Genomic DNA, 21,517 nt, shown 5'->3' on the forward strand with positions numbered 1-21,517 from the left:
TCGATCCTTCACCCGCGTCCCGGTGTGCGTTAGCGTGGAGCCGAGCCTGTGAGTCGAGACCGTCCGAGCGGACGCGGGGGAGTGACCATGACGCGCCCATCGATCCGAGGCGGCGTCGCACTCGCCGTCGCAGTACCCGTGCTTGCGACGGCCGCGTGCAGCCCGCAATCGACCGAGCCTCCTGTAGTGGAGCGGGATACCATCCGCGCCCTGGACATTGTCGAAGTCAAGCAGGACGAACCCATCGAGCTGGCTGTGGACGGCGGCGCCGACGGGGTGACGGTGACGCACCGCAGTATCACCCTCGCGCCCGGGGTCGGCACCGGTCGACACTGCCACCACGGACAACTGGTCGTGGTTGTGGAGCAGGGCGAACTCACCCACTACGCCGACGCCCACCCCGGCGGCGTACACGTCTACCGCGCCGGCGATTCGGTGGTCGAAGACCCTCGGTACGTGCACGAGACGGTCAATGAGGGGTCGGAGGACCTGGTGGTGATGGTCACCCACTTCACTCCGGAGGGGATGCCGACGGAGGAGACGGATCTCGCGAAGTGTGAGCAGTAGGCGGCCGGTGTGACCAGCGACCCTCCTGCCCGGGTTACGCGTAGACCGGCGCCCACGCCGGGTCGGGGGACCGGACCTCGAGGTACGCGGTGGCGGAGTCGGTGTACGCCAGGACGAACGCCACTAGGTGGGCCCCGAGCAGCACCCACGCCGACCACAGGGTGATGTCCCAGAGCGCGGTGACCAGCGTGAGGCCTGCCGCGATCGTTAACAGCGCCCGCGCCCACCGCTCGCCGTCGCGCAGTTTCACCGCGGCCACCACCTGCAGGACTATCGCCGACACCATGCCCATCGCGATGATCGCGCCGATCCATGCGACCCCCGGGGCGGCGGTCGACACGTCCTCGGGGCCGCCGAGCGGCACGACGAACCCGAACAGGTCGGTCGCCGCCAGCACGCCTGTGATGGTGAGCGTGCTGAACAGGCCGCAGAACAGCCAGATCCACGACGCGGCGGTGACGGTCGACGGTCGGGTCATGCGGTTACCTCTCCACGAAAACGGAACAGATTGCCTATAGCGTGTACCGCCGCAGACAGGTGTCGATAGAGTGCGTCACACCTGATTTTTTCGGCGCAGCGAGGAGGGTCCCGTGCCCGCGTGGAACACGACCCGTGCGGCGGTGCGGTCCGACACCGTGGCACGCGCGACCGCGCGATGTGCCGACACGCGGCGCGGCGTGCTCGTGGTGGGGCCTCCGGGCGCAGGCGCCAGCCGGTGCGCGGCCGACATCGCCGCAGGTCTCCGCGCCGCCGGCGTCCCCGTGGTGGTGTGGGACGACCTGGATCGTCTCGGTGCGCTGTCCGGGGTCGGTGCGCCCGGCGTCGCCGGCCCCGGACCCCGACCGCCCCGTGAGGTGCCCCCGGGTGCGGTCCTGGTGGCATCGGCAAGGGTGGGCGCGGCACTGCCCCCTGGATACGACGACGAGGTGAGCGTCCGCACCACCCGGCTGCCGCTGCGTCCGCTCACGCGCGGCGAATCGGAGAAGGTGGTCTCGGCGGCCGTCGGGATGCCCGTCTCGGCGCGACTGGTCGAGGCGCTGTGGGCGTGCTCGCACGGCAATCTCACGGCGCTGCGCGCCACCTACGACGACCTGGCCGCCCGCAAGCTGACCCGCCGCACCCGCGATCGGCTGGAGTTGGTCGAGGATCCCGCGACCGCGATCGCGGGCGTGGCCGTCGACCCGCACCTGTGGATCGACCCCCGCACGGCCGCCGCGGACCTCGGCCCCCTCACCACCGCGGCCCTCGCCCGACGCATCCTGCTCGACGACCTGGCTCGGCTACACGATGACGACGTGGTGAGCGACCTCCTCTCCCGCGGGATGCTGCTCGAGCGGCACGAGGGCGGCATCGAGGTGCTGTCGGTGCAGCCGCCGGTCCTGGCCAGGACGCTGCGGGCCGGCGCCGATCACCGGCGGCGCCGCGAGGTCTACGCGGCCGTGCTCGATCGCGCTGCATGCCGTGACGCAGGCCGGGCCAGCGAGCGGGCCGACGACCGGGCCGGCGGGCGGGCTTCAGGCGAGATCACCGGCATGGCGGCTCCCTTCCAACCGGACCCGCGAATCATCCTGTGGGCGCTGGTCAACGCCCGCCCCATCGACGCGGGGTGTGTGGTGGCCGCCGCCCGCGCCGCCCTCGACGGCCACGACTACCGCACCGGGGTGGAGCTCCACGACGCCGCCCAGCGCTCCGCGCTCAACACAGCGTCGTTCCAGCAGGCCGAGCTGTCGCTGATCGCGGGCTCGTGTCTCCGCCTGCTCGACCGGCTGCCCGACGCCGCGGCGATGTTCGACCGCTCGCTGGCCTGCCTGCGGGACGATCCCGGCGGGGCCGACCACACCCGGGTGCTCATCGAGAACGTCACGGCCCGCGCGGACCTCGCGCACTACCGCGACCGCGGCCCCGAGAAGTCGCTGCCGCTGATCGCCTCAGCGCATCAGTGGCTCCCCGCCGGCCACCCGGGGCACGCGGTGCTCGACGCGCTGGCCGTGGTGCACCTGAGCTACTCGGGCCGTTACCGCGAGGCGGCCTGCGCCTACGGCGAGCTCACCGCTGATCTTCCGGCCGAGTGGGCGCGCCGCCTGGAGCCGATCCACGCCCTCGCGCTGGACGCCATGGGGCAGTCCGATGCGGCCCTGGCGGTCATCCGGCGCGTGGCCCGCCGGTCCCGCTCGATGGGCAACCAGACGTGGGCGTCGGAGGAGTTCCTGGCGGCGCTGGTGTCGGTGATGCTGCACGGCTTCGGGATCACTGCGCTGCTCACCGAGTTGGCGCCGGTCGTCGCCGTGGAGCAGGACGATTCCGTGCGCGTCGATCACGGCGTGCGACGGGTGGTCGACGCCGAGATCTCACTGGCCGCCGGTGACCTGCCGGCCGCGATCAGTGCGGCGTCCGACGCGGTGGCGATCGTCGAGGTGGATGGTCCCGAGGATTTCCTGTCCCGTGCGCTGTCGTTGTACGCGCTGGCCGCCGCGATGTCCGGGCAGGCGGCCACGGCGGAGGAGTACCTGCAGCGGATGCGCGCCATCCCGGGGTACGCCAACTCGCCGGTGGGTCCCGAGATCCGCGGCGTGGAGGCGGGGGTGCTCGTCTGCCTGGGCCGCCCCGACGAGGCGGGCGAGGTCGTCCGGTCGCTGATCGACGAGGGGCTGAACGGTGCCGCCACCCGCGCTGCCCTGGCCGGGGTCCTCACCGCGGACCCGGAGATCTGCCGGGCACTGGCCCAGGTGGACGTCACCGGCGACGTGCCGGTGCTGGTACGCGACCTGGCGGTGGCGATGTCGGCCCGCAACCCCCGGTTGTTGCTGGACGCGGCCCGCCGGGCCCGGACGTACGGGCTGCACATGGTGGCGGCGGTCGCCGCGGACCGTGCCCGCGAAGCGGCGTCCCCGGGATCGCAGTACCACTCCCAGGCGGAGCGGATGCTCGCGACCACCGAGCTGGGCGGGCCCCTTGCCGGCCTCACCCGCGTCGGTGGCCCGGCGGTCTCGGTCCCGGCCGGGGTCTCGTTGACCCGCCGCGAATCCCAGATCGCCGACCTGGTGGGGCAGGGACTGACCAACGCCGAGATCGCCGCCGAACTCCACCTGTCCAAGCGGACGGTGGAGGGGCACCTCAACCGGATCTACACCAAGACGGGTACCCGACTGCGAGGCTGAGACCACGGCGGGGCCGAGTCGGATTCGAGGTGTGCGCGTGCAGCAGTCAGAGAGTGGTCGGCAGGCCCCGGGTGATCGGGCGACCTTCTGCGAGGCCCCGGCGGCCTACATCGTGGAGACGTACTTCGTGCTCCGGATGGTGATCGCGGGCGCGGCCATCGGCCTTCCCGTGGCACTTCTGGTGTGGGTCACCCTCGACCCCGATTTTCCGATGATGGACTCGCTGAGCTCCTTCTACTACACGCCGGCCCGCGGGCTGTTCGTCGGAACCCTGGTGGCGATCGGGGTCGCTCTGGTGGCGTACCGCGGCTATACGCGCGGTGAGAACTGGCTGCTCAACGCCGCCGGCACCCTCGCGATCGTCGTCGCACTCTTCCCGACCGAGGACCCGGTGATGCCCGGACTGAACGCGGTGAGCATCACCCACGCGGTGGCAGCCACGTCCTTCTTCGTCCTGGCGGCACTGTCGATCTTCTTCTACGGGCAGGAGACAATCGCCTCCATCCCGAACGCGGAGCTGCAGCGCAGCTACCGCCTGGGCTATCGGATCCTGGTGGTGCTGGTCCTGCTCTTCCCGGCCCTGGCGCTGCTCATCGCCTGGCTGATGGACTCCACCCTGTGGCTGTTCCTGGTCGAGACCGCCGCGCTCTACGCCTTCGCGACGTTCTGGATCGTCAAGACCTATGAGCTCTCGCGGTCGCATTCCCGGCGCATGCTCGTGTGATGCGTCCGCGCGAAACGGTCAGCGACGTGAACGTGCCTCGGTTAATCTGAGCTCACTACTCAACGCCACTCCCATGGCCTTCCCTCTCGAGGTTCACACCATGATCCGTCGTTCCCTCACCGCTCTCGGCCTGGCGACTCTCGTCGCCCTCGGCGCCGCCCCCTCCGCCGTCGCTGCCGAGATCCCCGTCGGTTCGGGGGTCATCGCCGTACCGGACATCGCGCCGATCGTCGTACCGGTCCCGATGGGATTCGACCCCGCCACCCTGCCGCTCCTGCCGTTCCCGCTGGTCTGGGCCCCGCAGTTCATGCCCGCGCCGGTCGAGAGCGCGCCCGCGACCACGCCGGCCCGTCGGCTCTCGGGCTGTCGCGAGGCGTGGGACCTCGGAGTGGCCCCCATCCACCGCGGCAGCGAGTACTACGACCCGTCGATGGACGGCGACAACGACGGCATCGCCTGCGAGCGGGACAACCGCTAGGGCTGGCTGGCTCCTGCGGCGGGCGGTGGGCGCGGTGTCCTCGCGGGGTTACGTTCCGTGCGGCGCGATCACGGCCCGCCCGCTGATCTGGCCGTCGACGAGCTGCTGGTAGGCCTCCAGCGCCCGGTCGAGCGGATACACGTGGACCTCCGGCGAGATCCTGCCCGCCCGGTACAACTCCACCACCTCGTGGAGGTCCTCGAGCGTGCCCCAATAGGTGGAGGAGAAGTCGACCTCGTAGGGCAGCTTGAAGGCGTTCCAGGCGAAGTCGTCGCCGGCCAGGCCCACCACCGTCAGCGAGCCCTGCTGGGCCACGCAGGCCGCGGCGAGCTCGAGGGTCGGGGCGGCGCCGACGAAGTCGAACACCGCGTTGACGCCGAGCCCGCCGGTCAGCTCCCTGACCTTCTCGGCGGCGCCCTCGGTGGGGACACCGATCGCGCCGTCGGCCTCCGCGGCGGCGACCGCGTCGGGCTTGGTGTCGGTGGCGTAGACGGTGGCCCCGGTGAGCGCCCTGATGATCTGCACCCCGACCAGGCCCAGACCGCCCAGGCCGATGCACAGCGCGGTCGCCCCGGGCGTGGTGAGGTGGGGCATCGCGCGCTTGATGGCGTGATACGGGGTCAGGCCGGCGTCGGCGAGCGGGGCCGCGGCCACGGGGTCGGCGTCGCCGAGGGGGACGAGGTTGCGGGCGTAGGTGGTCATGTACTCGGCCATGCCGCCGTCGCGCCCCAGCCCGGTGGCCAGGTAGCCGACCGACGGCACGTCCTGGCAATAGGTGTCCTGCCCGCGCGAACACGACTTGCACCGGCCGCAGCCAATCGGGCCGTAGACCAGGTACGCGTCGCCCTCCGTCAGCCCGGTGACGCCCGGGCCCAGCTCCTCCACCCAGCCCGAGACCTCGTGGCCCAGGGTGAACGGCGGGGTGAGAAAGCCCGTGGGATCGCCGGGGAAATCGTGGAACAGGCCCACGTCGGAATGGCACGCACCGGAACCGGCCACCTTGAGCAGGACCTCGCCGGGACCCGGGGAGGGCCGGTCGACATCCTTGAGTACGGGAAAGGTCTTGAAACCCTCGAACACGACTGCCTTCATGGCTGCACACCTCGCTGACTCGCCGGAGGACGCACCAGACGAGTGACGCCCGTCACAAGTATCCCCCGGCTGTCCAGAGGCGCCGGCTGTCCAGAGACGCCGACGGGCCGGACCCCGGGGAGGGGTCCGGCCCGACGGCTCAGCGCGTGTTGCGGCTCAGCGCGTGTCCCGGCTCAGGCGGAGGCGTCCCTGGCGGCGGCCTTCTCCGAGGCGTCGTCACCGGTGGGCAGGCTGCCGGCGGCGTTCTCGAGGTGTGCGCGCACGAACCACTGGAACTTCTCCAGCTCCGCGGTCTGGCCGATGAGGATGTCCTCGGTGACCGGGTCCACGTCGCCGGCCACCGCGATGGCCTTGCGGTGGTCGGAGATCATGCCGTCGTAGACCTTGTCGAGCGCACCGAGGTGGGCTTGCGCGGTGTCCCGGCCGAGGGAGTAGTCGTCCCACGAGCGGTGATCGGCGTTCGCGCCCATCGTGCCCACCGGCGAACCGCCCAGCGTGGCGATGCGCTCGGCCAGCACGTCCGCGAAGCCGCGCACCAGCTCGACCTGCGGGTCGAGCATCTCGTGCACCGAGATGAAGTTGGGACCCACGACGTTCCAGTGCACATGCTTGAGCGTGAGGTGCAGGTCGTTGCACGCCGTCAGGCGCTTCTGCAGCGTCTCGGCGAGCGTGGCGGAGTCGGCGCTGGACAATCCTGGAACAGTGAATTGAGGCATGGCTCGACCGTAGCGGCGGCGGCTGCCGGTTGCGACCGATCGCCGCTACGGTGCGGCCCGGCGGCCGACCGGCGAACAGCCCGGCGATCAGCCCGGCGAACAGCCCGGCGATCGGCCCTGTGATCGGCCGGGGATCGGCCGTGAGGTTGACACCGTCAAGAACCAAGACAACCGTCCAAAATGTCGGATTCCGACCTACCATCGGAAGCGCCGACACGTGATGAGCACCAGCTCACCTGCCGGCCACCTCACTCGCATCGAGCGGCCCCGCGGCCGTCGCCTGAAGACAGGATTCACATGACGTCACGGACCCTCCGATCCGTCGCTACCGGCGCGGCCGCACTGCTCGTCGCCTCCGGGCTCGCCGCGGGAACCGGGGCCGGCGTCGCCGGTGCCGAGCCCGTCACCGCAGAGCCCACCGCCACAGAGTGCGCGACCTAGCAGACCGTGACGTTCAACGACGCCTCCACCCTGTGGACCGACTACCACCTCACCAAGGAGGTCGTGGGCGACGGCACCGCCGCCCCCGGCGGGACCGTGACGTTCCGGACCACCGTCAGCGGCGCCGGGGCCCTGGTCGGCCGGATCGACGACTTCCATCCGGCCGGGTTCGAGCTGGTCCGGGCGCGGGAGAGCGTCTGGTACCTGGTCGGCGGCCAGACGTGGTCGACGGTCACCGACGACGTGATCCGCGATTCCGCCACCAACTCCGTCCGCCACTCCGGGGCCGGGTGGACCACCGCCGGCAACGCCAAGGCCACCCTCGAGACCACCTACCGCGTGCCCGACGACGCGACCCCCGGCGACGTGCTCAACACCGGCGCCGCCACGACCCTCGTCCTGGCCAGCGGCCGCAAGGTCGCCAACACCATCAACACCTGCGTGACGATCCGCGAGCCCAACCCCGCCGAAGCCGTCACCGGCAGCCTCGAGGGACTGGGTCTGGGGTCGCTGACCTCCGGCTCGAGCGCGCTGGGCGACATCGGCGCCGACCCCGCCGTGTTCTCCGCCGACCTCATCAACAACATCGACGTCGGGCAGCTGATCGGCGCCGTCGCCGGGAGCTGAGCCTTCACGCAACGAGGGCCGCGGCAGGATCGGACTCTGCCGCGGCCCTCGTCGTCGTCGTCACCCCGTCCGCTCACCCCAGTCCGAACATCCTCCCGACGAGCCCGAAGACCATCACCAGCACTACCAGGACCACGATCGCCAGCAACACCACGATGCCGGCCCGCGAGTTCGACTTGGTCGGGCTCTGGCCCGTGCGAGCGCTGTCCGAGGCCAGGGAGGTGGAATCCGAGTCCGGCGTCATGGGACCCACGGGGGAGCCGCCCGCGTCGAGGTCGGGGGAGTCGCTGGGATCCGGATCCGGGGGCGTAGTCGTCATAGCCCGTGTGTACACGATTCGCCGCGGGCGCGATCGCCGTGAGCGAAGGGGCCCCCGTCCCCGAACGCGTGCCGGGCGAAGCGCGTGCCGATCAGCTCATGCGTGGCGGTGTCGGGGTGCAGGGCGTCGGGGAGCGGGTGCTCGTCGGCGTCCGCGGATCCGTACAGCGCGGTGCCGTCGAGATGGTGGAGGTTCTCGTCGTCCCGGGCCTCCACGATCGACGCGAGTGCGTCACGGATGACGCGGAGAGTCAGCCGCCCCTGCGCGGTGTCCCCGGTCTCGCCCGTCGCGATGAACCGCACCTCGCCCGTGCGGAAGGTGTCCGGATCGAATGCGCCCGGGCCCGGCGTGTCCTCGTGGATCCCGCAGTAGATCGGCGAGACGAGCAGCAGCGGGGTGGTGGGGTGCCCGTCACGGATCGTGTCGAGGAACCCGTGCACCGCGGGGACGAACGCGCGCAGCCGCATCGAGTCCGAGTTGGTGACGTTGATGCCCAGCTTGAGGCTGATCAGGTCGGCGGGGGTGTCGCGCATGACGCGGGCCATGAACGGGTCGACGAGCGCGCTGCCGCCGACGCCGAGGTTGCGCAGGTCCACGCCGCCGAGCCGGGCGGCGAGGGCGGGCCAGGTCCGCGCCGGCGACGTGGCGTTGGAGCCGTGGCTGATCGAGCTCCCGTGGTGGAGCCAGCGGCGCCTGTCCGTTGGTGCGGGTGTCACCGGGGCATCCGTCCGGAGTTCGACGAGGTCGACCTGCTCGTTGTGCGGCAGCCACAGCTCGACGAGTTTCTCGCCGGCGCCCAGCCCGGTGAACCGCGTGAGGTGCGGTGGGCCGGGCACGAGCTCGGTCACGCCGGTCTGGAGGTCCGTCTCGATGGCGTCGCCGCCGGTGAGCCGGTCGCTCGCGACGAGTCGGTGGTCGACCACCAGATCGATGCTCCCGCGGGGACGGTGGATACCGCGGTAGGCGAGGCGGGTGGGGTGGGTGACCAGCTCGATGCTCTCCGCGTCGGTGACCACCGCGACCCGGACCCCGGAGGGCTGCGCCTCGACCGACAGCAACTGCGGATCCGGGAACTGGCCGGTGACCCAGGCCGGGAGCCGATGCGGTCTGAGACCGCGCGAGGTCGTCTCGAGGTACTCGTGACCGCGGAGGAGCTCGGGCGTCAGGGGAGTGCGGATGGTCATGGGCCAAGTGTCCACTACGGGCGCCGTGTGGCCGGGCTGGTGGGCGCCTGCGTTTGCCGGCGGCGGGGGCTCGGCGCGGTCTAACAGGGCTAGTGACTTGCGAGGAGGTCGGCGAACATGGCTTCGTCTGAGTCCTTGAAGTAGTGGCCGTGGGTGCGCATCACGGTCTGGATGCTGTCTGCTCCCACAAGAACGACCTCGAAACGGTCGACGTCGGCGCTGTTGCGGTACTGCGCCTCGGTGTCCTCGTAGGCGGCGACGGCCAGCTCGGTATCGGTGAACTCGTCCTGGTGGATGAGTCGCTGTTCGTCGAAGCTGTAGACCAGCAGGAAGTGAACTAGTGACTGCGACATCGAGTCCTCCCTGGTTCGGTCTTGCTCGACTGTTCTGCGGTTACGAGGCAAGCGTAGCCACACGCTCCGGCGCAACAAGGAATCGTCCAATGTGCATTCAGCCAGCGCCCATAATCGGGCATTACTCGTCGCCTGAGATCTTGGTCCAGCAGGGCAAGGCCAACAGCCGAGTCGAGTTCAGCGGCGGTAGGCCGTCGTCGAGCGGGCGGAGTTTGGCGTAGAGGTCTCTGAGCGCACGCTTGTCGGGCAGGAATTGGCCGCCAGCGGCGCGTTCGAGCACGGTGAGCGTACTGATGAGATTGATGCTCCCGACCGACTGGCCGCTGTGCCTGAGTCGACGTAGACGATCGCTCTCCCGCGATGCGCGTTCGCGACCGTCGCGGTCGTCGATGAGTACGAGCACGTCGCTTCCCGACTCGGCAGCTACCGCGGCGTGGGCAATGACCATGGTCTCCCCGAGATCGCGGGAGCGTCGAATGCGCTGGGCGAAGGGCGTACCGCTAATGCGGGTGACCGCGCGTACCAACTGGTCCGTCTCGTCGTCGGAAAGGACTTCCAGATACTTCGGCGTGAGCTTGCTCATTACCCGTCCAGCAGCTTCAAACCGAGGATGTGTGGCCTTCTGTCGCATCTCTCGCGCGACGGTTTCCGGCACGCAGAGGGAGCCGAGCGTGCCGAACAGCAGTCGTTCGCTGTGCGAGGCGAAGAAGTTCAGTCCGGGTCCGGCGTCCATGATCGGGCGCGGGGTCATACCGTCCCGCCCTCGCGCCCCTCGTCGTCGAGGTCGCTCAGGTCGATACTGACGGTGGGAAGGTCGGATGCATCGAGCGATGAGACTTCGGCCCTGCGCGGAACGACACCTGCCTGTGCCAATTCGGCTTCCACTTGCTCGGCGTCGATGCCTCTCAGTGAGGCGATGGTCTGCGCGCTGACGACGCCCTCTGCGTAACCGGAGATTGCGCGAGCCAAGAGCTTTCGCGGTGGACGCGGCCGGTCGGATTCTGCTTCCAGAGATCGGTACTGGTCGCTCCATCCGTAGCGGGCGGCGAGCGTCGGGGTAGAGAGAGATCTCCACTCCTGCTTAGTCGACTCGGTGATGTACCCGGCACGCTCCAGGTTTATCGCGGCAATCGGCGGTGACACCAGAAACCACTGCACCACCGCTGACAAGTCCGCTTCGGAAAACGACACGCGCTGACCCAGGTGAGTTTCGAGTCCCTCTTCTGGGATCAGCAGGTGTCGCGCGAATGAGTCGGCGCGAACCTCTGCCGGAGAGCGTTCGCTGAGGTCTTGACCTGCGTTCCAGTCGTCGAAAATCACATGGGCAAGCTCATGGGCGAGTGTGCTTCGTTGCCTCATTGGGTGGCGAGTACGCGCAACGCCAATGAAGATGGCGCCGCGCGACGGATCCCGCATCGCTAATCCGTGCTGGTCTCGGTCCGCGTCGAGGACGGCGACATCGATCCCCGTGGACTGCTCGATGATCGCCGCGAGATCGCCCAAGGGTTGGACGCCGAGCCCATGCCTGGCGCGGAAGTCCATCGCCGCGCGCTTGCCGGCTTGCTCGGCGGACATTCCCTCTGTGCCCGTCATATGCTCGCGAATATCGCCTGGTCGTCGAGGTAGGCGTCCAGCTCAATGAAGTGAAGTAGCTGTTCGTGCATTTGCTCCATGGCCGATCCGTTGGTGGCTCGAGCGGCGAACTGCACTCGTTCGGAGGCGTCTGAGCCAGTCAGAAAAGCAACTGTCACGCCGGTGGCGTCGGCGATCTGGATGAGCTCGGGCATTTTGGCGGCGCGATGGCCGCTGACAACCCGGCTCAGCGTCGCTTGCGAGATCCCGGTGCGGTTCTGGAGTTCTCGCTGGGAGATGTTCGCCAGCTTGAGCGCAGCTGCAATCCTCGCACCGTGGGGCAGCGTTGGCATCCGGACCACCTCCTGAATCACTACTGCAGAACTGATTCAGTGTAGCTGAGGAGTGGCCCAGCAGTCGAGCCCGTAGGTGGCGTTATGGGCGGCCACAGAGCGACGAACTTCCAGTGCAGTCCTCCTCGTCGTCGTCGGACTCGTCACCCATCGGGGCGGTGACCGACCCGCCCGGCCCGACCGGACCACCTGAGCGCCGGCGTCACCGCGGCCGGCGCCGCACCCCGCCGTAGATCCCCTGGCGGGTGATGAGGCGCTGGAGCACGACGTCGTTGACCCGCGCCGGCACGCGCACGCCTCGGCCGGTGGGCGTGAACACGATCAGGCCGTCACGGAGCGGGCCGAGCACCGAGCCCCATCGGCGCGGCGGCCGGCGGTAGTCGCGCAGCGGGTTGCCGGCGAGATGCGCCCGGATGTTGCGCGCGAGCAGGACGTGTCCGCGGTTGCGGGCGGAGGTGCGCAGCGGGTCGGTGGCCGCGACATCCCCGACCGCGAACACCCCCGGATACCCGGTGACCTGCAGTGACGGCTCCACGGCGACGAATCCGCGGTCGTCGAGCATCCCGCCGGGCAGCCACGCCGTGTTGGGGGTGACGCGGCCGATCGCCCAGATCACCACGTCGGCGCCGGCCGGCGGTTGCCCCGTGGTCCAGGTGACGGGCCCGCCGGTGAGGTGGCGGGTGTCGTGGTCGGGAGGCAGGTCCGCACGGTGCCCGGGGTGCAGGCCCACGCCGAGGCATTCGAGGCGGGACCGCACGCGCAGCCAGACGCGATGGTGGTGATGGGGCAGCGCGCGCTCGCCGGGGAAGTAGAGGTCCACGGCCGTGTCCGGCCACCGCTCGGCGACCTGCGCGGCCGCACTCACCGCCGCCGCGCCCCCGCCGATCACCGCCACCGACCCGGCCGCCGCGAGGCGCTGGTGCGGCGAGGCGAGCTCGGCGTCGACGTCCGCCGCGTCCCGGAGGGTGGGGTGGCGCCAGAAGCCGTTGGTCACCCCGGTGGAGACGACGACGACGTACGGTTCCTCGGCCACTGTGCTGTCGCCCCCTGTGCCGTCAGCGCGGGTGACGCGCACGCGCCGCTGCTCGGGGTCCAGGCCGGTCGCGGTGCCGTGCACGATGCGCGTGCGGTCGAGCCCGCGGAACCGGCGGTAGGCGATGCGGTAGTCCCGCTCCCACGCCTCTGGCCGGGCCAGGCGCAGGCCGAGCTCTTGGCCGCTGACGAACTCCGGCGTGGCGGTGATGCCCACGACGTCGGCGTACCCGCGCAGCGCGATGGCGGTGAGGACGCCCGTGTCGCCGAGTCCGACGACCACGACGCGGGGTCGGGTCATACGCGGTGCCGCGTCACACGCGGGCGGTGGCCTTCCTGGGCGGTCGCGGGAGGAACCGGGACACGCGCTGCACGACGTCGTCGTACTCGGGGCGGCGTTCGAGGCTGCGGCGTTCCATCATCGGGATGCTCACGCCCAGGAACATCGCGAGCATCGCGGCGGCGCCGACGAACACCCACCATGCGCCGGGCCAGGCGGCCAGGCCGAACAGGGCCATCGACAGCCAGATGCCGCACTCGCCGACGTAGTTCGGGTGCCGCGACCACGACCACACCCCGGTCTGCATGACCTGGCCCGGCGTACGGGTGGCGAGGAAGCGGTGCATCTGCAGGTCGGCGACCGTCTCCAGGGCCAGTGCGGCGATGCCGACGGCGAACGCGACGATGTCCAGCCAGCCGAGCGGCTGCCCCGCGCGCGTGGCCACCACATAGACGGGGATGAGGCCGGCGAACACCACCAGGGTGGGGAAGACGTGGATCCCCATGAGGTCGGCGACGAGGCCGAACTTCCCGGCCCGCTCGCGGACCAGCGGGTAGCGCCAGTCCTCGTGATGCATCCCGGGGAAGGTGCGGACCCAGTTGGCGGTGAGGCGGATCGCCCACGCCACCAGCACGGCCATCATGAGCCACCAGCGGACGTCGTTCACGCCGGCATCGGCGGCGACCCACCAGTAGAACGCCAGGAGCGGCGGGATGACCGACCAGTAGGCGTCGTACGTGCTGGAGTTCCCGAAGATGCGGCTGAACCCGAAGATGACCAGCGTCGCGACGATGTCCGCGATCAGCCCGTCCAGCCACAACTGCCCGGTGTCCGGACCCCACACCAGCCACGCCAACCCGGCGGCGATGGCGATGACGTACGCGACGGTGATTCGCAGGAGGGACGCGCCTCGACTCATGTCAGGAGGGTAGAGCGGCGTCCGGCTGTTGGTTGAGGTAACTGCGAATGTGGCCGGTTCGGTCTATCCCGGCGCGTGTGCGTCCAGAGGGAAATGAACGACCTCGTCGTCGTCACTTCCGAGAGAGCGGATGACGAGATTCGAACTCGCGACCCTCACCTTGGCAAGGTGATGCGCTACCAGCTGCGCCACATCCGCATCGCTTCGCAGGCTCGCTCTCGCTCACCGCGTTGCGAGAAAGAACTCTAGACCATCCCTCCGGGAGCTCGTCGGGGAGGTACCCCTCGGGCGCCTGCGGCGGCCGGCGGCCCTGTCACGGGCCAGGCGCCCTGTCATCTGTCGGGGTTGGTGGCCGCACCGTCCAGCCACAGCGTGTCGGAGGCGTCGGAGTGGGAGCCCCCCGACCCCACGTGCTTCGGGTCGATCTTCGGACCCTTGGTGATGACGTGGACCAGCGCCATCCCGTGTCCACGGCCCAGGTCGTAGTCCTCCTTGAGCCACGCGAGGATCGGGCCCGCCTTGGTTCCGGGGCCGAAGCCCTTCTCGGTGGCGGCGTCGACCAGTTGCCGGGGAGTGAGTCCGGTCTTGGTCTCGATCGTGTCGAGGTAGGCCTGGAATGACATGGGGTTCTCCTTGCTGGTGGGTGGCGGCCGGTCGGTCAGGCTGCCGGGGTGTCCGGGCGGACGGAGTAGGTGGCGACGATGTTGCCCGCCGGGGTCTGGGTGGAGCTCCGCAGTTGCAGCCGCGTGGTGGGGACGGAGTCGTCGAAGAGCCTGCGACCGTCGCCGGTGATCACCGGGTGGATGGTCAGGGTGAGCTCGTCGACCAGGCCGGCCAGGACCAGTCGCCGGGTCGTCTCGATCCCGCCGCCGACGGCGATGTCGCCTCCGGGCTGTGTGCGCAACTGCTCGAGGTACTCCGCCGGGTCGCCAGAGACGATCGTGCTGTTCCACGGCAGGTCGCCGGTCAGCGTCGAGGTGAGCACGTGCTTGCGGACCGGGTTGACCCACTGGGCGAACGGGTCGTCGGCGTAGGTGGGCCAGAACCCGGACCATTCCTGCCAGAGCGTGCGGCCCAGCACCAGGTCCGTGGTGGTGGCTGTCATCTGCTGCATGGACTGCATCTCGTCGGGGCCGAACGCGTCGAACTGCCAGCGCTCCGCGTGCTCGGACACGCCGTTGAGCGTGGAGAACATGTGCGCGGTGATCCTGCGGCTCATGATGATCCCTCCTGCGGGGTTTCGGGGGCCGGTCGAGCGGGTGCCCGTGGCCCGGGGGAGTTGCCTTCACAGGGGTAGACGGGACGGGGCGGCGGAAATGATCGGTGCCGCGGGAAATTCTTCGGCGCGCCGGTCGGCCAGCACGCCGGCGGGGTCGGGGGCACAGGGGCTCCGCGACTACGGCAACTGTGCGGGGAGGCCGAACTCGGCGAAGTGGTGCGCGCCGATGAAGTGGGTGATGGCCGAGATGCGGCCGGCGGCGGAGTCGAGGACGTGGATCGCGAACGGCTCCCAGCGCTGGTCGCCGGCCTGGTGGTAGACCGCGACGGCTGGCCGGCCGTTGGCGGAGGTGACGATCGTGCGCGCGTTCCGGCAGACCTCGCCCGGACCACGCCACCACCGTTCGATCTCCGCCGCTCCGCGCAGCCAGAGTTCGAACGGCGGCATGGTGAACTCGGCGTCGTCGGTGAGCAGGGCGACCAGGCGGTCGACGTCGTAGGCCTCGAACGCCGCGACGTACTGCTCGAGGAGGCGCGCGTCGACGTGGGGGTCGGGGCGGGACGGCAGTGACGACCGTGACGACGAGGACGACGACGAGGTGTTCTCCGTCGGCCCGGGGAGCGCGGTCTCGTGCTGGGACAGGGTCTTCCGGGCCCGGGCGAGCGCGGAATTGACGGAGGGGAGAGTCATCCCCAGGAGTTCGGCGCACTCCGCGGCCGAGTGGTCGAGGACGTCGCGCAGGAGCAGGACGACCCGCTGCCGGGGCGGCAGGTACTGGAGGGCGGCGACAAAGGCGAGCCGGACGGACTCACGCTCGATCGCGGTCGCAGAGGGGTCGATCCCCAGGTGCGCGTCGCTCGCCGGGCCGATCCAGGTGGTCTCGGGCAGGGTGGTCAGCGTCGTGGGGTCGTCGGGCACTGCGCCGGGTTCGGTGAGGTCCGTGGGCAGGGCCCTGCGCTGTGGAGCCCGCGTCATGTCGAGGCAGACGTTGGTGGCGATCGAGTACAGCCACGTACGCAGGGACGATCGGCCCTGGAACCCGGCGCCGTCCCGGGCTTTCCACGCGCGGAGCATGGTCTCCTGGGTCGCGTCCTCGGCCTCGGCGAAGCAGCCGAAGTAGCGGTAGCAGTAGCCGAGGATCTCGCGCCGGTAGTCCTCTGCCTCGATCGTGTGCACGGAACTCAGTCTCCGCCGTGGCGCGGCGGTCGTGGGGTGGTTTACGCCTCGACTGACTGGTCAGCCTGCCGGGCGGTCAGCGGCAGCAGTTCGGGTCGAGCACCCCTCGCAGGGCGTCGAGGGACTCGGCGCGCGCCCGGTAGTAGACGTTCATGCCGCGACGTTCGGAGACGACCATGCCGGTCTTGCGCAGCTGCCCGAGGTGGTAGCTGACGGTGGATTCGGCCAGATCGACACCCGTCGCCAGATCGCAGGTGCACACGCCGTCGCCGTTGTCGGTGAGCAGGATCGACACCAGCTTGAGGCGGACCGGGTCGGCGAGGGCCTTGAGGCGCAGAGCCAATTCGAGGGCGGCGGCATCGTTCATGGGGGCGGCCGACACCGAGTCGCAGCAGATCGGCCCGCTGACGTCGATCACGGGGAGCGCTTTGGGCATGAACAGAGTGTAGCGACCCTCTTGACATATATCGAAGAGCAGGAGCATTCTGGTGGAGCAAACCGATTCGATATATGTCACACAGGTGGAGGCCGCCATGTCCCGTGTTCAACTCGCCCTCAACGTCGACCGCCTGGACGAGGCCGTCACGTTCTACTCCAAGCTCTTCGGGGTCCAGCCGGCCAAGCTCAAGCCCGGCTACGCCAACTTCGCGGTCACCGAACCGCCGCTCAAGCTCGTCCTGCTCGAGAACCCCGGCAAGGGTGGCTCGATCAACCACCTCGGGGTGGAGGTCGAGTCCTCGGAGAAGGTCCACGCCGAGATCGCGCGCCTGACCGACGAGGGTCTGTTCACCGACGAGGAGATCGGCACCACCTGCTGCTTCGCCACCCAGGACAAGGTGTGGGTCACCGGACCGGCGGGGGAGAAGTGGGAGGTCTACACCGTCCTCGCCGACTCCGAGACCTTCGGCACGAGCCCACAGCACCTCGACGACCCGGCCGATTCGACCCGTTCCGAGGAGGCCGCGACCGCGGGCACGTCCTGCTGCTGAAGGCCCTCGTCGTCGTCGTTCCTCAGTCCACCGACGGCGCCCACTGCACACCGTTGATGTGCGCCCCACCGTCGACGAACAGGGTGTTGCCGGTGAGGTAGCGGCTGGCGTCGCCCGCGAGGAACGCCGCCACCGGGCCGATGTCGGCGAGCGGGTCGCCGACGCGGCCCATCGGGTTGGCCGCCGCCATGCCCGCCGCCATCTCCGGATCGGCCTCCGCCACCCGCCGATAGGCCTCGCTCTGCGCGCCGGGGCAGATGACGTTGCAGCACACCTGACGCGGCGCCCACTCCCGGGCGGCCGTGCGGGTGAGCGTCCGCAACGCCTCCTTGGCCGCGTTGTACTGCACCGAGTACATGTGTGCGTTGACGCCGTTGAGCGAGCACAGGTTGATGACCCGGCCGGTGCCACGCTTCTCCAGCTCCGGCAGGGCCGCCTGCATCGCCCAGAACGCGGCCATCACGGCCATGTCGAAGCCCGCGCGCAGCTTCTCGTCGGTCATGTTCTCCAGGCGGGCGAACCCCGATCCCCGCCAGGCGTTGTTGACCAGGATGTCCAGGCGGCCGAAGCGGTCGGTGGCGGCGTCCACCATGCCCAGGACCTGCTCCTTGTCGGTGACATCGGTGCGCACGAACTCGGCCTGCGCACCCCACTCGTCCCGCAGCCACTGCGCGGTGTCCGTGCCGGCGGCCTCGTTGATCTCGGCCACCACCACCGACGCGCCCTCGCGGGCCAGCGCCCCGGCGATCCCCCGGCCGATGCCCATCCCGGCACCGGTCACCACGGCCACCCGTCCGTCCAGAGTTCCCATGCCCATCCTTAAGTCGGTTTCTTAAATTGATTACTGGAACAAGTTCTACTAGAAACTCTGCGCCCGGCGCGGCGGATCGGCGACGGCTCGGGCCATGGCGGTGGGCGGCGGCCCCGATGTCGAGAACCCGCGACCTGTTCCGTCTCCCCGGTGAAGCGACCACACTGGGTCGCACAGCACGAGGAGGTTCTGTCATGGCCAAGTACCTGATGCTCAAGCACTATCGCGGCTCCGCACCCGAGGAGCCCACCTATCCGCCGCTGGGCGAATGGGACCCCGACGACGTCGCCGCCCACTTCCAGTACATGGAGGACTTCGCGGACCGGTTGCGGGACTCCGGGGAGTACGTGGACTCCCACGCACTGTCGGAGTCGGGGACGTGGGTGCGGTACGACGGCGAGGGCCGCCCGCCGCTGACCGACGGCCCCTTCGCCGAGACCAAGGACCTGATCGCCGGCTGGATGATCATCGATGTGGCCGACTACGACCGGGCCCTGGCGCTCGCGTCCGAGCTGTCCGCGGCGCCGGGCCCGGGCGGCGAACCGATCCGCGAGTGGCTCGAACTGCGGCCCCTGCTCACCGCTCCCACGGAGATCGAGGACTGACCGCGGCCGGTCCGCCTCAGTCGGCCCAGCGCAGGCCGAGCAATTCCATCGCGCGGTTAAGGTCTGCGTCACCCGTTCCGAGACCCGCGTTGTCGAAGCGCGGCGCCAGGATGGCCGACACGTCCCCATCTCGGGAGCGTTCGAAGATCGCCCACAAGGTGAGGTCGTCCCCGTGTCGGGAGGCGAATTCGATTCCGTCGAGTGGGACGTCGTCTACGTCCGTGACCCCGTGGAGCCAGGAGGCGATTCCCCGTGTGAGGGTGCGGGGTCTCGCGTCCCTGATCGCCGCAGCATCGAGGTCGTCGAGCCCGAGTCCGAGGGCGGTCATTCTGAACCTTGATCGCAGAGCGGCCAGCGAGCGGTGATCACCAGGAACAGCAAAGCTGCCTGACATCATCGCTGTTCCGCTGCATCGCACCTCGCACCAGTCGGGTGGAATCGTGCCCGCCTCGATGGTCGGGAATTCGTCTTCCCCGTCGACTTCTATCTCCGCGAGTTCGTCGGACACCCGCGAGCTGGGCCTGAACCTCGCGAGGAGCTCCAGAAGGCAGGCGAGCCGGGTCTCGCCCACGTAGAGGGTCCGCCAGGAGCCTCCGGGGTCGTCCCACCGTCCATCGAATCGGCCGTCCTCGGCGTAAGCCCAATCGGTCCACTGCCACGGTGTGGGAGCGAATCCCACGCGGTGAACTGTTATGGCGGTGTGTCTCCGGACGACTATGTCGCCGGCGTCGGTACGGACTACCGTCTCGCGGCTCATCCGACCGATACGAATTGACGCGCGGCGGCGAGCACCATCGGGCCGGTTTCTCCGACGTCACCATCGCGGAGCAGCAGAGCCGGGGCCCTGTCATCGAGAAGCGGATTGAGTCCTTGCATCCACGCCTGGGCGACCGCCGGGGAATCGCGCTCGCAGATCATTCGAGCGATCCGGTAGGCGATTCGAAGCCGTTCCACGGTTTCCGGCCCGGCGATCTGTCGGGTGCCGTCGGCCCATCCCCGTACCGCACGGGTTTCTTTGACCTGCCCCAAGTAGGCGACCAACCGATCACCCAGGAGTGGCCGGAGTGCACCGACGAGTTCGGCGTTCGTCATCCGGTTCGCCTCTTCGTACGCGGCGAGATCCGGCCGCCGATGAAGTATCGCCATCGTGATGCTCCCTGACGTGTGGGCTGTCACTGCTGAATCCCACCTTGTTTCCCACATCGTATCCCCAGCAGGTCCCAGTGACCATCCCCATTGTGGCGTCGGGCACCCCGCACTGGCCGGTGGTTCGACCGGGAGCGCGGGCGTACCGTGCGGGCATGACCAACCCGGACGCGACCACCCCGATGCCCGACGAGAACCAGAACCGCGCAGAGGAGACCCTCGGTTCGCCCGTCCCCGAGGGCCGGACCGCCGACGGCAGCTCGGTGCAGCGTGACCCCGACGACTGGGTCACCGGCGACGAGCCCATGACGGAGGCGCAGAAGAGCTACCTCGACACCCTCGCCCGCGAGGCCGGTGAGGAACTCCCGACGACGCTGACCAAGGCCGAGGCCTCCGAGCACATCGACCGCCTGCAGAAGAACAGCCCGCGCACCGGCCACGCCTAGACGCACCGGTGCCATGACCGCCCCCGACCTCCGGACGCTGACGCCGCAGGTCATCGGCATCCTCATCCGCCGCGGAGCCGACTTCGCCACCGCCGAGGACGCCGTCCAGGAGGCGCTCATGGAGGCGCTGCGCGTCTGGCCGGACGACCCACCGCGCGACCGCCGCGCCTGGCTGACCGCCGTGGCCTGGCGCAGATTCCTCGACATCGTCCGCTCCGAGGGCGCCCGTCGGCGTCGTGAGCAGCGGGCTGCGGAGGAGCAGGGGCCGGGCTCGTCGTCGCTGTCGTCGTCGCCTCCGGACCCCGGTGACCTGACCACGGCCCCGGGGCCCGCGACGGCACCCACCGACGACACCCTCTGGCTCTACTTCCTGTGCGCCCACCCGTCGCTGCCGATGCCGTCGGCGATCGCGCTGACCCTCCGCGCGGTGGGTGGGCTGACCACCCGCCAGATCGCGCGGGCGTTCCTCGTGCCCGAGGCGACCATGGCGCAGCGAATCAGCCGCGCCAAACGCACCATCGCCGGCGAGCGCCTCGACCGGCCCGGCGACGTGGCCACCGTGCTGCGGGTGCTGTACCTGGTGTTCAACGAGGGCTACACCGGCGAGGTCGACCTCGCCGAGGAGGCCCTGCGCCTGACCCGGCACCTGTCGGCGGCCATCGACCACCCCGAGGTGCGGGGCCTGCTCGCGTTGATGCTGCTGCACCACGCGCGCCGCGCCGCGCGGTTCAGGGGCGGCGGGGCCGGCCGTGACAGCAACGACGACGGCGACGACGACGGCGACGGCGACGAACTCATCCCCCTCGCCGAGCAGGACCGCACCCGATGGGACGCGCGAGCGATCGCGGAAGGTGTCGCGATCCTGCAGGCAGCGCTCGCACGCGACCAGCTGGGGGAGTACCAGGCGCAGGCCGCGATCGCCGCTCTGCACGCCGACGCCGCGCGCACCGCCGAGACCGACTGGGTCCAGATCGTCGAGTGGTACGACGAGCTACTCGCCCTGCGCGACAACCCCGCGGCGCGGCTCGGGCGGGCCGTCGCGGTGGGCCACGCCGTCGGCCCGCACGCCGGCCTGGCGGCGCTGGTCGACCTGCCGGAGTCGCTGCCCCGGCGCACCGCCGCGCAGGCGTACCTCAACGAGCTGGCGGGGGACACCGGCGGGGCCGCCGGGCTGTACGGCCGCGCCGCCACCGAGGCGACGTCGGTGGCCGAGCGCCGGTACCTGGCCCGCAAGGCAGCCGAGCTGCGGCGGGCGGAGTCCTGAGACCCGTACCGGCGGCCACGTTTCCAGCATGTTTCTAGTCGGCCCA

At 70.1% G+C, this 21,517-nt stretch carries 28 protein-coding genes and 1 tRNA gene; 10 read left to right on the forward strand and 19 right to left on the reverse strand.

What is annotated here, in order from left to right; genetic code table 11:
- Positions 1–186: 186 nt before the first annotated feature.
- Positions 187–567 (forward strand): cupin domain-containing protein, encoded by a 381-nt coding sequence (locus tag Q2K20_RS03035; RefSeq protein ID WP_317176683.1) that lies wholly within the window; start codon positions 187–189, stop codon positions 565–567.
- A 34-nt stretch (positions 568–601) separates the two neighbouring features.
- Here the strand turns inward: Q2K20_RS03035 and Q2K20_RS03040 are convergent, their stop codons facing one another.
- Positions 602–1,045 carry a hypothetical protein gene (locus tag Q2K20_RS03040; RefSeq protein WP_067716069.1) on the reverse strand — a complete coding sequence of 148 codons (444 nt, stop codon included), beginning with the start codon at positions 1,043–1,045 and terminating at the stop codon, positions 602–604.
- A 112-nt stretch (positions 1,046–1,157) separates the two neighbouring features.
- Between Q2K20_RS03040 and Q2K20_RS03045 the strand changes: the two genes are divergently transcribed.
- From Q2K20_RS03045 to Q2K20_RS03055, 3 genes are all read left to right on the forward strand, one after another.
- Entirely contained in the window at positions 1,158–3,725 is a 2,568-nt protein-coding gene (locus Q2K20_RS03045; RefSeq protein ID WP_269505382.1) for a helix-turn-helix transcriptional regulator, read from the forward strand.
- 37 nt (positions 3,726–3,762) lie between these two features.
- Positions 3,763–4,449 (forward strand): hypothetical protein, encoded by a 687-nt coding sequence (locus Q2K20_RS03050; protein ID WP_269505381.1) that lies wholly within the window; start codon positions 3,763–3,765, stop codon positions 4,447–4,449.
- A gap of 100 nt (positions 4,450–4,549) precedes the next feature.
- On the forward strand, positions 4,550–4,927 hold the full coding sequence (locus tag Q2K20_RS03055; protein WP_069388407.1) for an excalibur calcium-binding domain-containing protein: 378 nt from the start codon (positions 4,550–4,552) through the stop codon (positions 4,925–4,927).
- 48 nt (positions 4,928–4,975) lie between these two features.
- Here the strand turns inward: Q2K20_RS03055 and Q2K20_RS03060 are convergent, their stop codons facing one another.
- Together Q2K20_RS03060 and Q2K20_RS03065 are read right to left on the reverse strand one after the other, a co-directional pair.
- On the reverse strand, positions 4,976–6,019 hold the full coding sequence (locus tag Q2K20_RS03060; RefSeq protein ID WP_269505377.1) for an alcohol dehydrogenase catalytic domain-containing protein: 1,044 nt from the start codon (positions 6,017–6,019) through the stop codon (positions 4,976–4,978).
- 173 nt (positions 6,020–6,192) lie between these two features.
- Complete coding sequence (locus Q2K20_RS03065; RefSeq protein WP_067716080.1) at positions 6,193–6,735, reverse strand: Dps family protein; 543 nt, start codon at positions 6,733–6,735, stop codon at positions 6,193–6,195.
- Positions 6,736–7,032: 297 nt separating this feature from the next.
- On the opposite strand from Q2K20_RS03065, the gene Q2K20_RS03070 reads away from it, so the two are divergent.
- Together Q2K20_RS03070 and Q2K20_RS03075 are read left to right on the forward strand one after the other, a co-directional pair.
- Positions 7,033–7,176 carry a hypothetical protein gene (locus tag Q2K20_RS03070; RefSeq protein ID WP_156523574.1) on the forward strand — a complete coding sequence of 48 codons (144 nt, stop codon included), beginning with the start codon at positions 7,033–7,035 and terminating at the stop codon, positions 7,174–7,176.
- A gap of 6 nt (positions 7,177–7,182) precedes the next feature.
- A complete protein-coding gene (locus tag Q2K20_RS03075; protein ID WP_269505372.1) occupies positions 7,183–7,803 on the forward strand; it encodes a hypothetical protein in 621 nt (206 codons plus the stop codon).
- 73 nt (positions 7,804–7,876) lie between these two features.
- Here Q2K20_RS03075 and Q2K20_RS03080 read toward each other — a convergent pair whose 3' ends face one another.
- The 13 genes from Q2K20_RS03080 to Q2K20_RS03140 form a co-directional block, all read right to left on the reverse strand.
- A complete protein-coding gene (locus Q2K20_RS03080) occupies positions 7,877–8,122 on the reverse strand; it encodes a DUF6480 family protein (RefSeq protein WP_067716083.1) in 246 nt (81 codons plus the stop codon).
- On the reverse strand, positions 8,119–9,306 hold the full coding sequence (locus Q2K20_RS03085) for a GDSL-type esterase/lipase family protein (RefSeq protein WP_269505369.1): 1,188 nt from the start codon (positions 9,304–9,306) through the stop codon (positions 8,119–8,121). Before Q2K20_RS03085 ends, Q2K20_RS03080 begins: the two co-directional genes overlap by 4 nt.
- Positions 9,307–9,395: 89 nt before the next feature.
- Positions 9,396–9,659 carry a hypothetical protein gene (locus Q2K20_RS03090; protein WP_132063127.1) on the reverse strand — a complete coding sequence of 88 codons (264 nt, stop codon included), beginning with the start codon at positions 9,657–9,659 and terminating at the stop codon, positions 9,396–9,398.
- Positions 9,660–9,780: 121 nt separating this feature from the next.
- Complete coding sequence (locus tag Q2K20_RS03095) at positions 9,781–10,410, reverse strand: hypothetical protein (RefSeq protein WP_067716090.1); 630 nt, start codon at positions 10,408–10,410, stop codon at positions 9,781–9,783.
- Positions 10,407–11,234, reverse strand: a complete 828-nt coding sequence (locus Q2K20_RS03100) for an ImmA/IrrE family metallo-endopeptidase (protein WP_067716152.1) — start codon at positions 11,232–11,234, stop codon at positions 10,407–10,409. The genes Q2K20_RS03095 and Q2K20_RS03100 overlap by 4 nt, the downstream gene beginning before the upstream one ends.
- Before the next feature lie 14 nt (positions 11,235–11,248).
- Complete coding sequence (locus tag Q2K20_RS03105) at positions 11,249–11,584, reverse strand: helix-turn-helix domain-containing protein (RefSeq protein WP_067716093.1); 336 nt, start codon at positions 11,582–11,584, stop codon at positions 11,249–11,251.
- A 202-nt stretch (positions 11,585–11,786) separates the two neighbouring features.
- Positions 11,787–12,917: an FAD-dependent oxidoreductase gene (locus Q2K20_RS03110; protein WP_119192791.1), complete on the reverse strand. Its 1,131-nt coding sequence runs from the start codon at positions 12,915–12,917 to the stop codon at positions 11,787–11,789.
- A 13-nt stretch (positions 12,918–12,930) separates the two neighbouring features.
- A complete protein-coding gene (locus tag Q2K20_RS03115; RefSeq protein ID WP_069388668.1) occupies positions 12,931–13,815 on the reverse strand; it encodes a DUF1295 domain-containing protein in 885 nt (294 codons plus the stop codon).
- Between the two features lie 125 nt (positions 13,816–13,940).
- A tRNA-Gly gene (locus tag Q2K20_RS03120) sits at positions 13,941–14,013 on the reverse strand.
- A gap of 134 nt (positions 14,014–14,147) precedes the next feature.
- Positions 14,148–14,438 carry a DUF4287 domain-containing protein gene (locus tag Q2K20_RS03125; RefSeq protein ID WP_069388669.1) on the reverse strand — a complete coding sequence of 97 codons (291 nt, stop codon included), beginning with the start codon at positions 14,436–14,438 and terminating at the stop codon, positions 14,148–14,150.
- A gap of 35 nt (positions 14,439–14,473) precedes the next feature.
- Positions 14,474–15,034 carry a dihydrofolate reductase family protein gene (locus Q2K20_RS03130; RefSeq protein WP_069388670.1) on the reverse strand — a complete coding sequence of 187 codons (561 nt, stop codon included), beginning with the start codon at positions 15,032–15,034 and terminating at the stop codon, positions 14,474–14,476.
- Positions 15,035–15,211: 177 nt separating this feature from the next.
- Complete coding sequence (locus Q2K20_RS03135) at positions 15,212–16,210, reverse strand: RNA polymerase subunit sigma-70 (protein WP_253695459.1); 999 nt, start codon at positions 16,208–16,210, stop codon at positions 15,212–15,214.
- Between the two features lie 76 nt (positions 16,211–16,286).
- Positions 16,287–16,646, reverse strand: coding sequence for an Rv2640c family ArsR-like transcriptional regulator (locus Q2K20_RS03140; RefSeq protein WP_067716102.1), 360 nt, complete (start codon positions 16,644–16,646; stop codon positions 16,287–16,289).
- Positions 16,647–16,743: 97 nt separating this feature from the next.
- On the opposite strand from Q2K20_RS03140, the gene Q2K20_RS03145 reads away from it, so the two are divergent.
- Positions 16,744–17,199 (forward strand): ArsI/CadI family heavy metal resistance metalloenzyme, encoded by a 456-nt coding sequence (locus Q2K20_RS03145; protein WP_069388675.1) that lies wholly within the window; start codon positions 16,744–16,746, stop codon positions 17,197–17,199.
- A gap of 22 nt (positions 17,200–17,221) precedes the next feature.
- Here the strand turns inward: Q2K20_RS03145 and Q2K20_RS03150 are convergent, their stop codons facing one another.
- Positions 17,222–18,010, reverse strand: a complete 789-nt coding sequence (locus Q2K20_RS03150) for an SDR family NAD(P)-dependent oxidoreductase (RefSeq protein WP_069388676.1) — start codon at positions 18,008–18,010, stop codon at positions 17,222–17,224.
- A 194-nt stretch (positions 18,011–18,204) separates the two neighbouring features.
- On the opposite strand from Q2K20_RS03150, the gene Q2K20_RS03155 reads away from it, so the two are divergent.
- The gene (locus Q2K20_RS03155) at positions 18,205–18,615 is read left to right on the forward strand and encodes a YciI family protein (RefSeq protein WP_067716108.1); all 411 of its coding nucleotides are present in this window, start codon (positions 18,205–18,207) and stop codon (positions 18,613–18,615) included.
- A gap of 16 nt (positions 18,616–18,631) precedes the next feature.
- Here the strand turns inward: Q2K20_RS03155 and Q2K20_RS03160 are convergent, their stop codons facing one another.
- Together Q2K20_RS03160 and Q2K20_RS03165 are read right to left on the reverse strand one after the other, a co-directional pair.
- Complete coding sequence (locus Q2K20_RS03160) at positions 18,632–19,372, reverse strand: RES domain-containing protein (protein ID WP_083249499.1); 741 nt, start codon at positions 19,370–19,372, stop codon at positions 18,632–18,634.
- Positions 19,369–19,761: a hypothetical protein gene (locus tag Q2K20_RS03165; protein WP_069388672.1), complete on the reverse strand. Its 393-nt coding sequence runs from the start codon at positions 19,759–19,761 to the stop codon at positions 19,369–19,371. The genes Q2K20_RS03160 and Q2K20_RS03165 overlap by 4 nt, the downstream gene beginning before the upstream one ends.
- A gap of 155 nt (positions 19,762–19,916) precedes the next feature.
- On the opposite strand from Q2K20_RS03165, the gene Q2K20_RS03170 reads away from it, so the two are divergent.
- Together Q2K20_RS03170 and Q2K20_RS03175 are read left to right on the forward strand one after the other, a co-directional pair.
- The gene (locus Q2K20_RS03170; RefSeq protein ID WP_069388673.1) at positions 19,917–20,207 is read left to right on the forward strand and encodes a DUF3072 domain-containing protein; all 291 of its coding nucleotides are present in this window, start codon (positions 19,917–19,919) and stop codon (positions 20,205–20,207) included.
- Positions 20,208–20,220: 13 nt separating this feature from the next.
- Entirely contained in the window at positions 20,221–21,471 is a 1,251-nt protein-coding gene (locus Q2K20_RS03175; RefSeq protein ID WP_268098484.1) for an RNA polymerase sigma factor, read from the forward strand.
- Positions 21,472–21,517: the final 46 nt, after the last annotated feature.

Source organism: Dietzia sp. IN118, assembly GCF_032905965.1.
GTDB classification, from domain to species: domain Bacteria; phylum Actinomycetota; class Actinomycetes; order Mycobacteriales; family Mycobacteriaceae; genus Dietzia; species Dietzia kunjamensis.

Excerpts from the sequence above, each read along its gene's own strand:
- Q2K20_RS03060 (WP_269505377.1), bottom strand. The coding sequence starts at position 6,019 with ATGAAGGCAGTCGTGTTCGAGGGTTTCAAGACCTTTCCCGTACTCAAG.
- Q2K20_RS03160 (WP_083249499.1), bottom strand. The coding sequence starts at position 19,372 with ATGAGCCGCGAGACGGTAGTCCGTACCGACGCCGGCGACATAGTCGTC.
- Q2K20_RS03165 (WP_069388672.1), bottom strand. The coding sequence starts at position 19,761 with ATGGCGATACTTCATCGGCGGCCGGATCTCGCCGCGTACGAAGAGGCG.
- Q2K20_RS03070 (WP_156523574.1), top strand. The coding sequence starts at position 7,033 with ATGACGTCACGGACCCTCCGATCCGTCGCTACCGGCGCGGCCGCACTG.
- Q2K20_RS03040 (WP_067716069.1), bottom strand. The coding sequence starts at position 1,045 with ATGACCCGACCGTCGACCGTCACCGCCGCGTCGTGGATCTGGCTGTTC.
- Q2K20_RS03130 (WP_069388670.1), bottom strand. The coding sequence starts at position 15,034 with ATGAGCCGCAGGATCACCGCGCACATGTTCTCCACGCTCAACGGCGTG.
- Q2K20_RS03080 (WP_067716083.1), bottom strand. The coding sequence starts at position 8,122 with ATGACGACTACGCCCCCGGATCCGGATCCCAGCGACTCCCCCGACCTC.
- Q2K20_RS03105 (WP_067716093.1), bottom strand. The coding sequence starts at position 11,584 with ATGCCAACGCTGCCCCACGGTGCGAGGATTGCAGCTGCGCTCAAGCTG.
- Q2K20_RS03170 (WP_069388673.1), top strand. The coding sequence starts at position 19,917 with ATGACCAACCCGGACGCGACCACCCCGATGCCCGACGAGAACCAGAAC.
- Q2K20_RS03175 (WP_268098484.1), top strand. The coding sequence starts at position 20,221 with ATGACCGCCCCCGACCTCCGGACGCTGACGCCGCAGGTCATCGGCATC.
- Q2K20_RS03150 (WP_069388676.1), bottom strand. The coding sequence starts at position 18,010 with ATGGGAACTCTGGACGGACGGGTGGCCGTGGTGACCGGTGCCGGGATG.
- Q2K20_RS03140 (WP_067716102.1), bottom strand. The coding sequence starts at position 16,646 with ATGCCCAAAGCGCTCCCCGTGATCGACGTCAGCGGGCCGATCTGCTGC.
- Q2K20_RS03065 (WP_067716080.1), bottom strand. The coding sequence starts at position 6,735 with ATGCCTCAATTCACTGTTCCAGGATTGTCCAGCGCCGACTCCGCCACG.
- Q2K20_RS03145 (WP_069388675.1), top strand. The coding sequence starts at position 16,744 with ATGTCCCGTGTTCAACTCGCCCTCAACGTCGACCGCCTGGACGAGGCC.
- Q2K20_RS03115 (WP_069388668.1), bottom strand. The coding sequence starts at position 13,815 with ATGAGTCGAGGCGCGTCCCTCCTGCGAATCACCGTCGCGTACGTCATC.
- Q2K20_RS03125 (WP_069388669.1), bottom strand. The coding sequence starts at position 14,438 with ATGTCATTCCAGGCCTACCTCGACACGATCGAGACCAAGACCGGACTC.
- Q2K20_RS03055 (WP_069388407.1), top strand. The coding sequence starts at position 4,550 with ATGATCCGTCGTTCCCTCACCGCTCTCGGCCTGGCGACTCTCGTCGCC.
- Q2K20_RS03100 (WP_067716152.1), bottom strand. The coding sequence starts at position 11,234 with ATGTCCGCCGAGCAAGCCGGCAAGCGCGCGGCGATGGACTTCCGCGCC.
- Q2K20_RS03155 (WP_067716108.1), top strand. The coding sequence starts at position 18,205 with ATGGCCAAGTACCTGATGCTCAAGCACTATCGCGGCTCCGCACCCGAG.
- Q2K20_RS03090 (WP_132063127.1), bottom strand. The coding sequence starts at position 9,659 with ATGTCGCAGTCACTAGTTCACTTCCTGCTGGTCTACAGCTTCGACGAA.
- Q2K20_RS03085 (WP_269505369.1), bottom strand. The coding sequence starts at position 9,306 with ATGACCATCCGCACTCCCCTGACGCCCGAGCTCCTCCGCGGTCACGAG.
- Q2K20_RS03110 (WP_119192791.1), bottom strand. The coding sequence starts at position 12,917 with ATGACCCGACCCCGCGTCGTGGTCGTCGGACTCGGCGACACGGGCGTC.
- Q2K20_RS03095 (WP_067716090.1), bottom strand. The coding sequence starts at position 10,410 with ATGACCCCGCGCCCGATCATGGACGCCGGACCCGGACTGAACTTCTTC.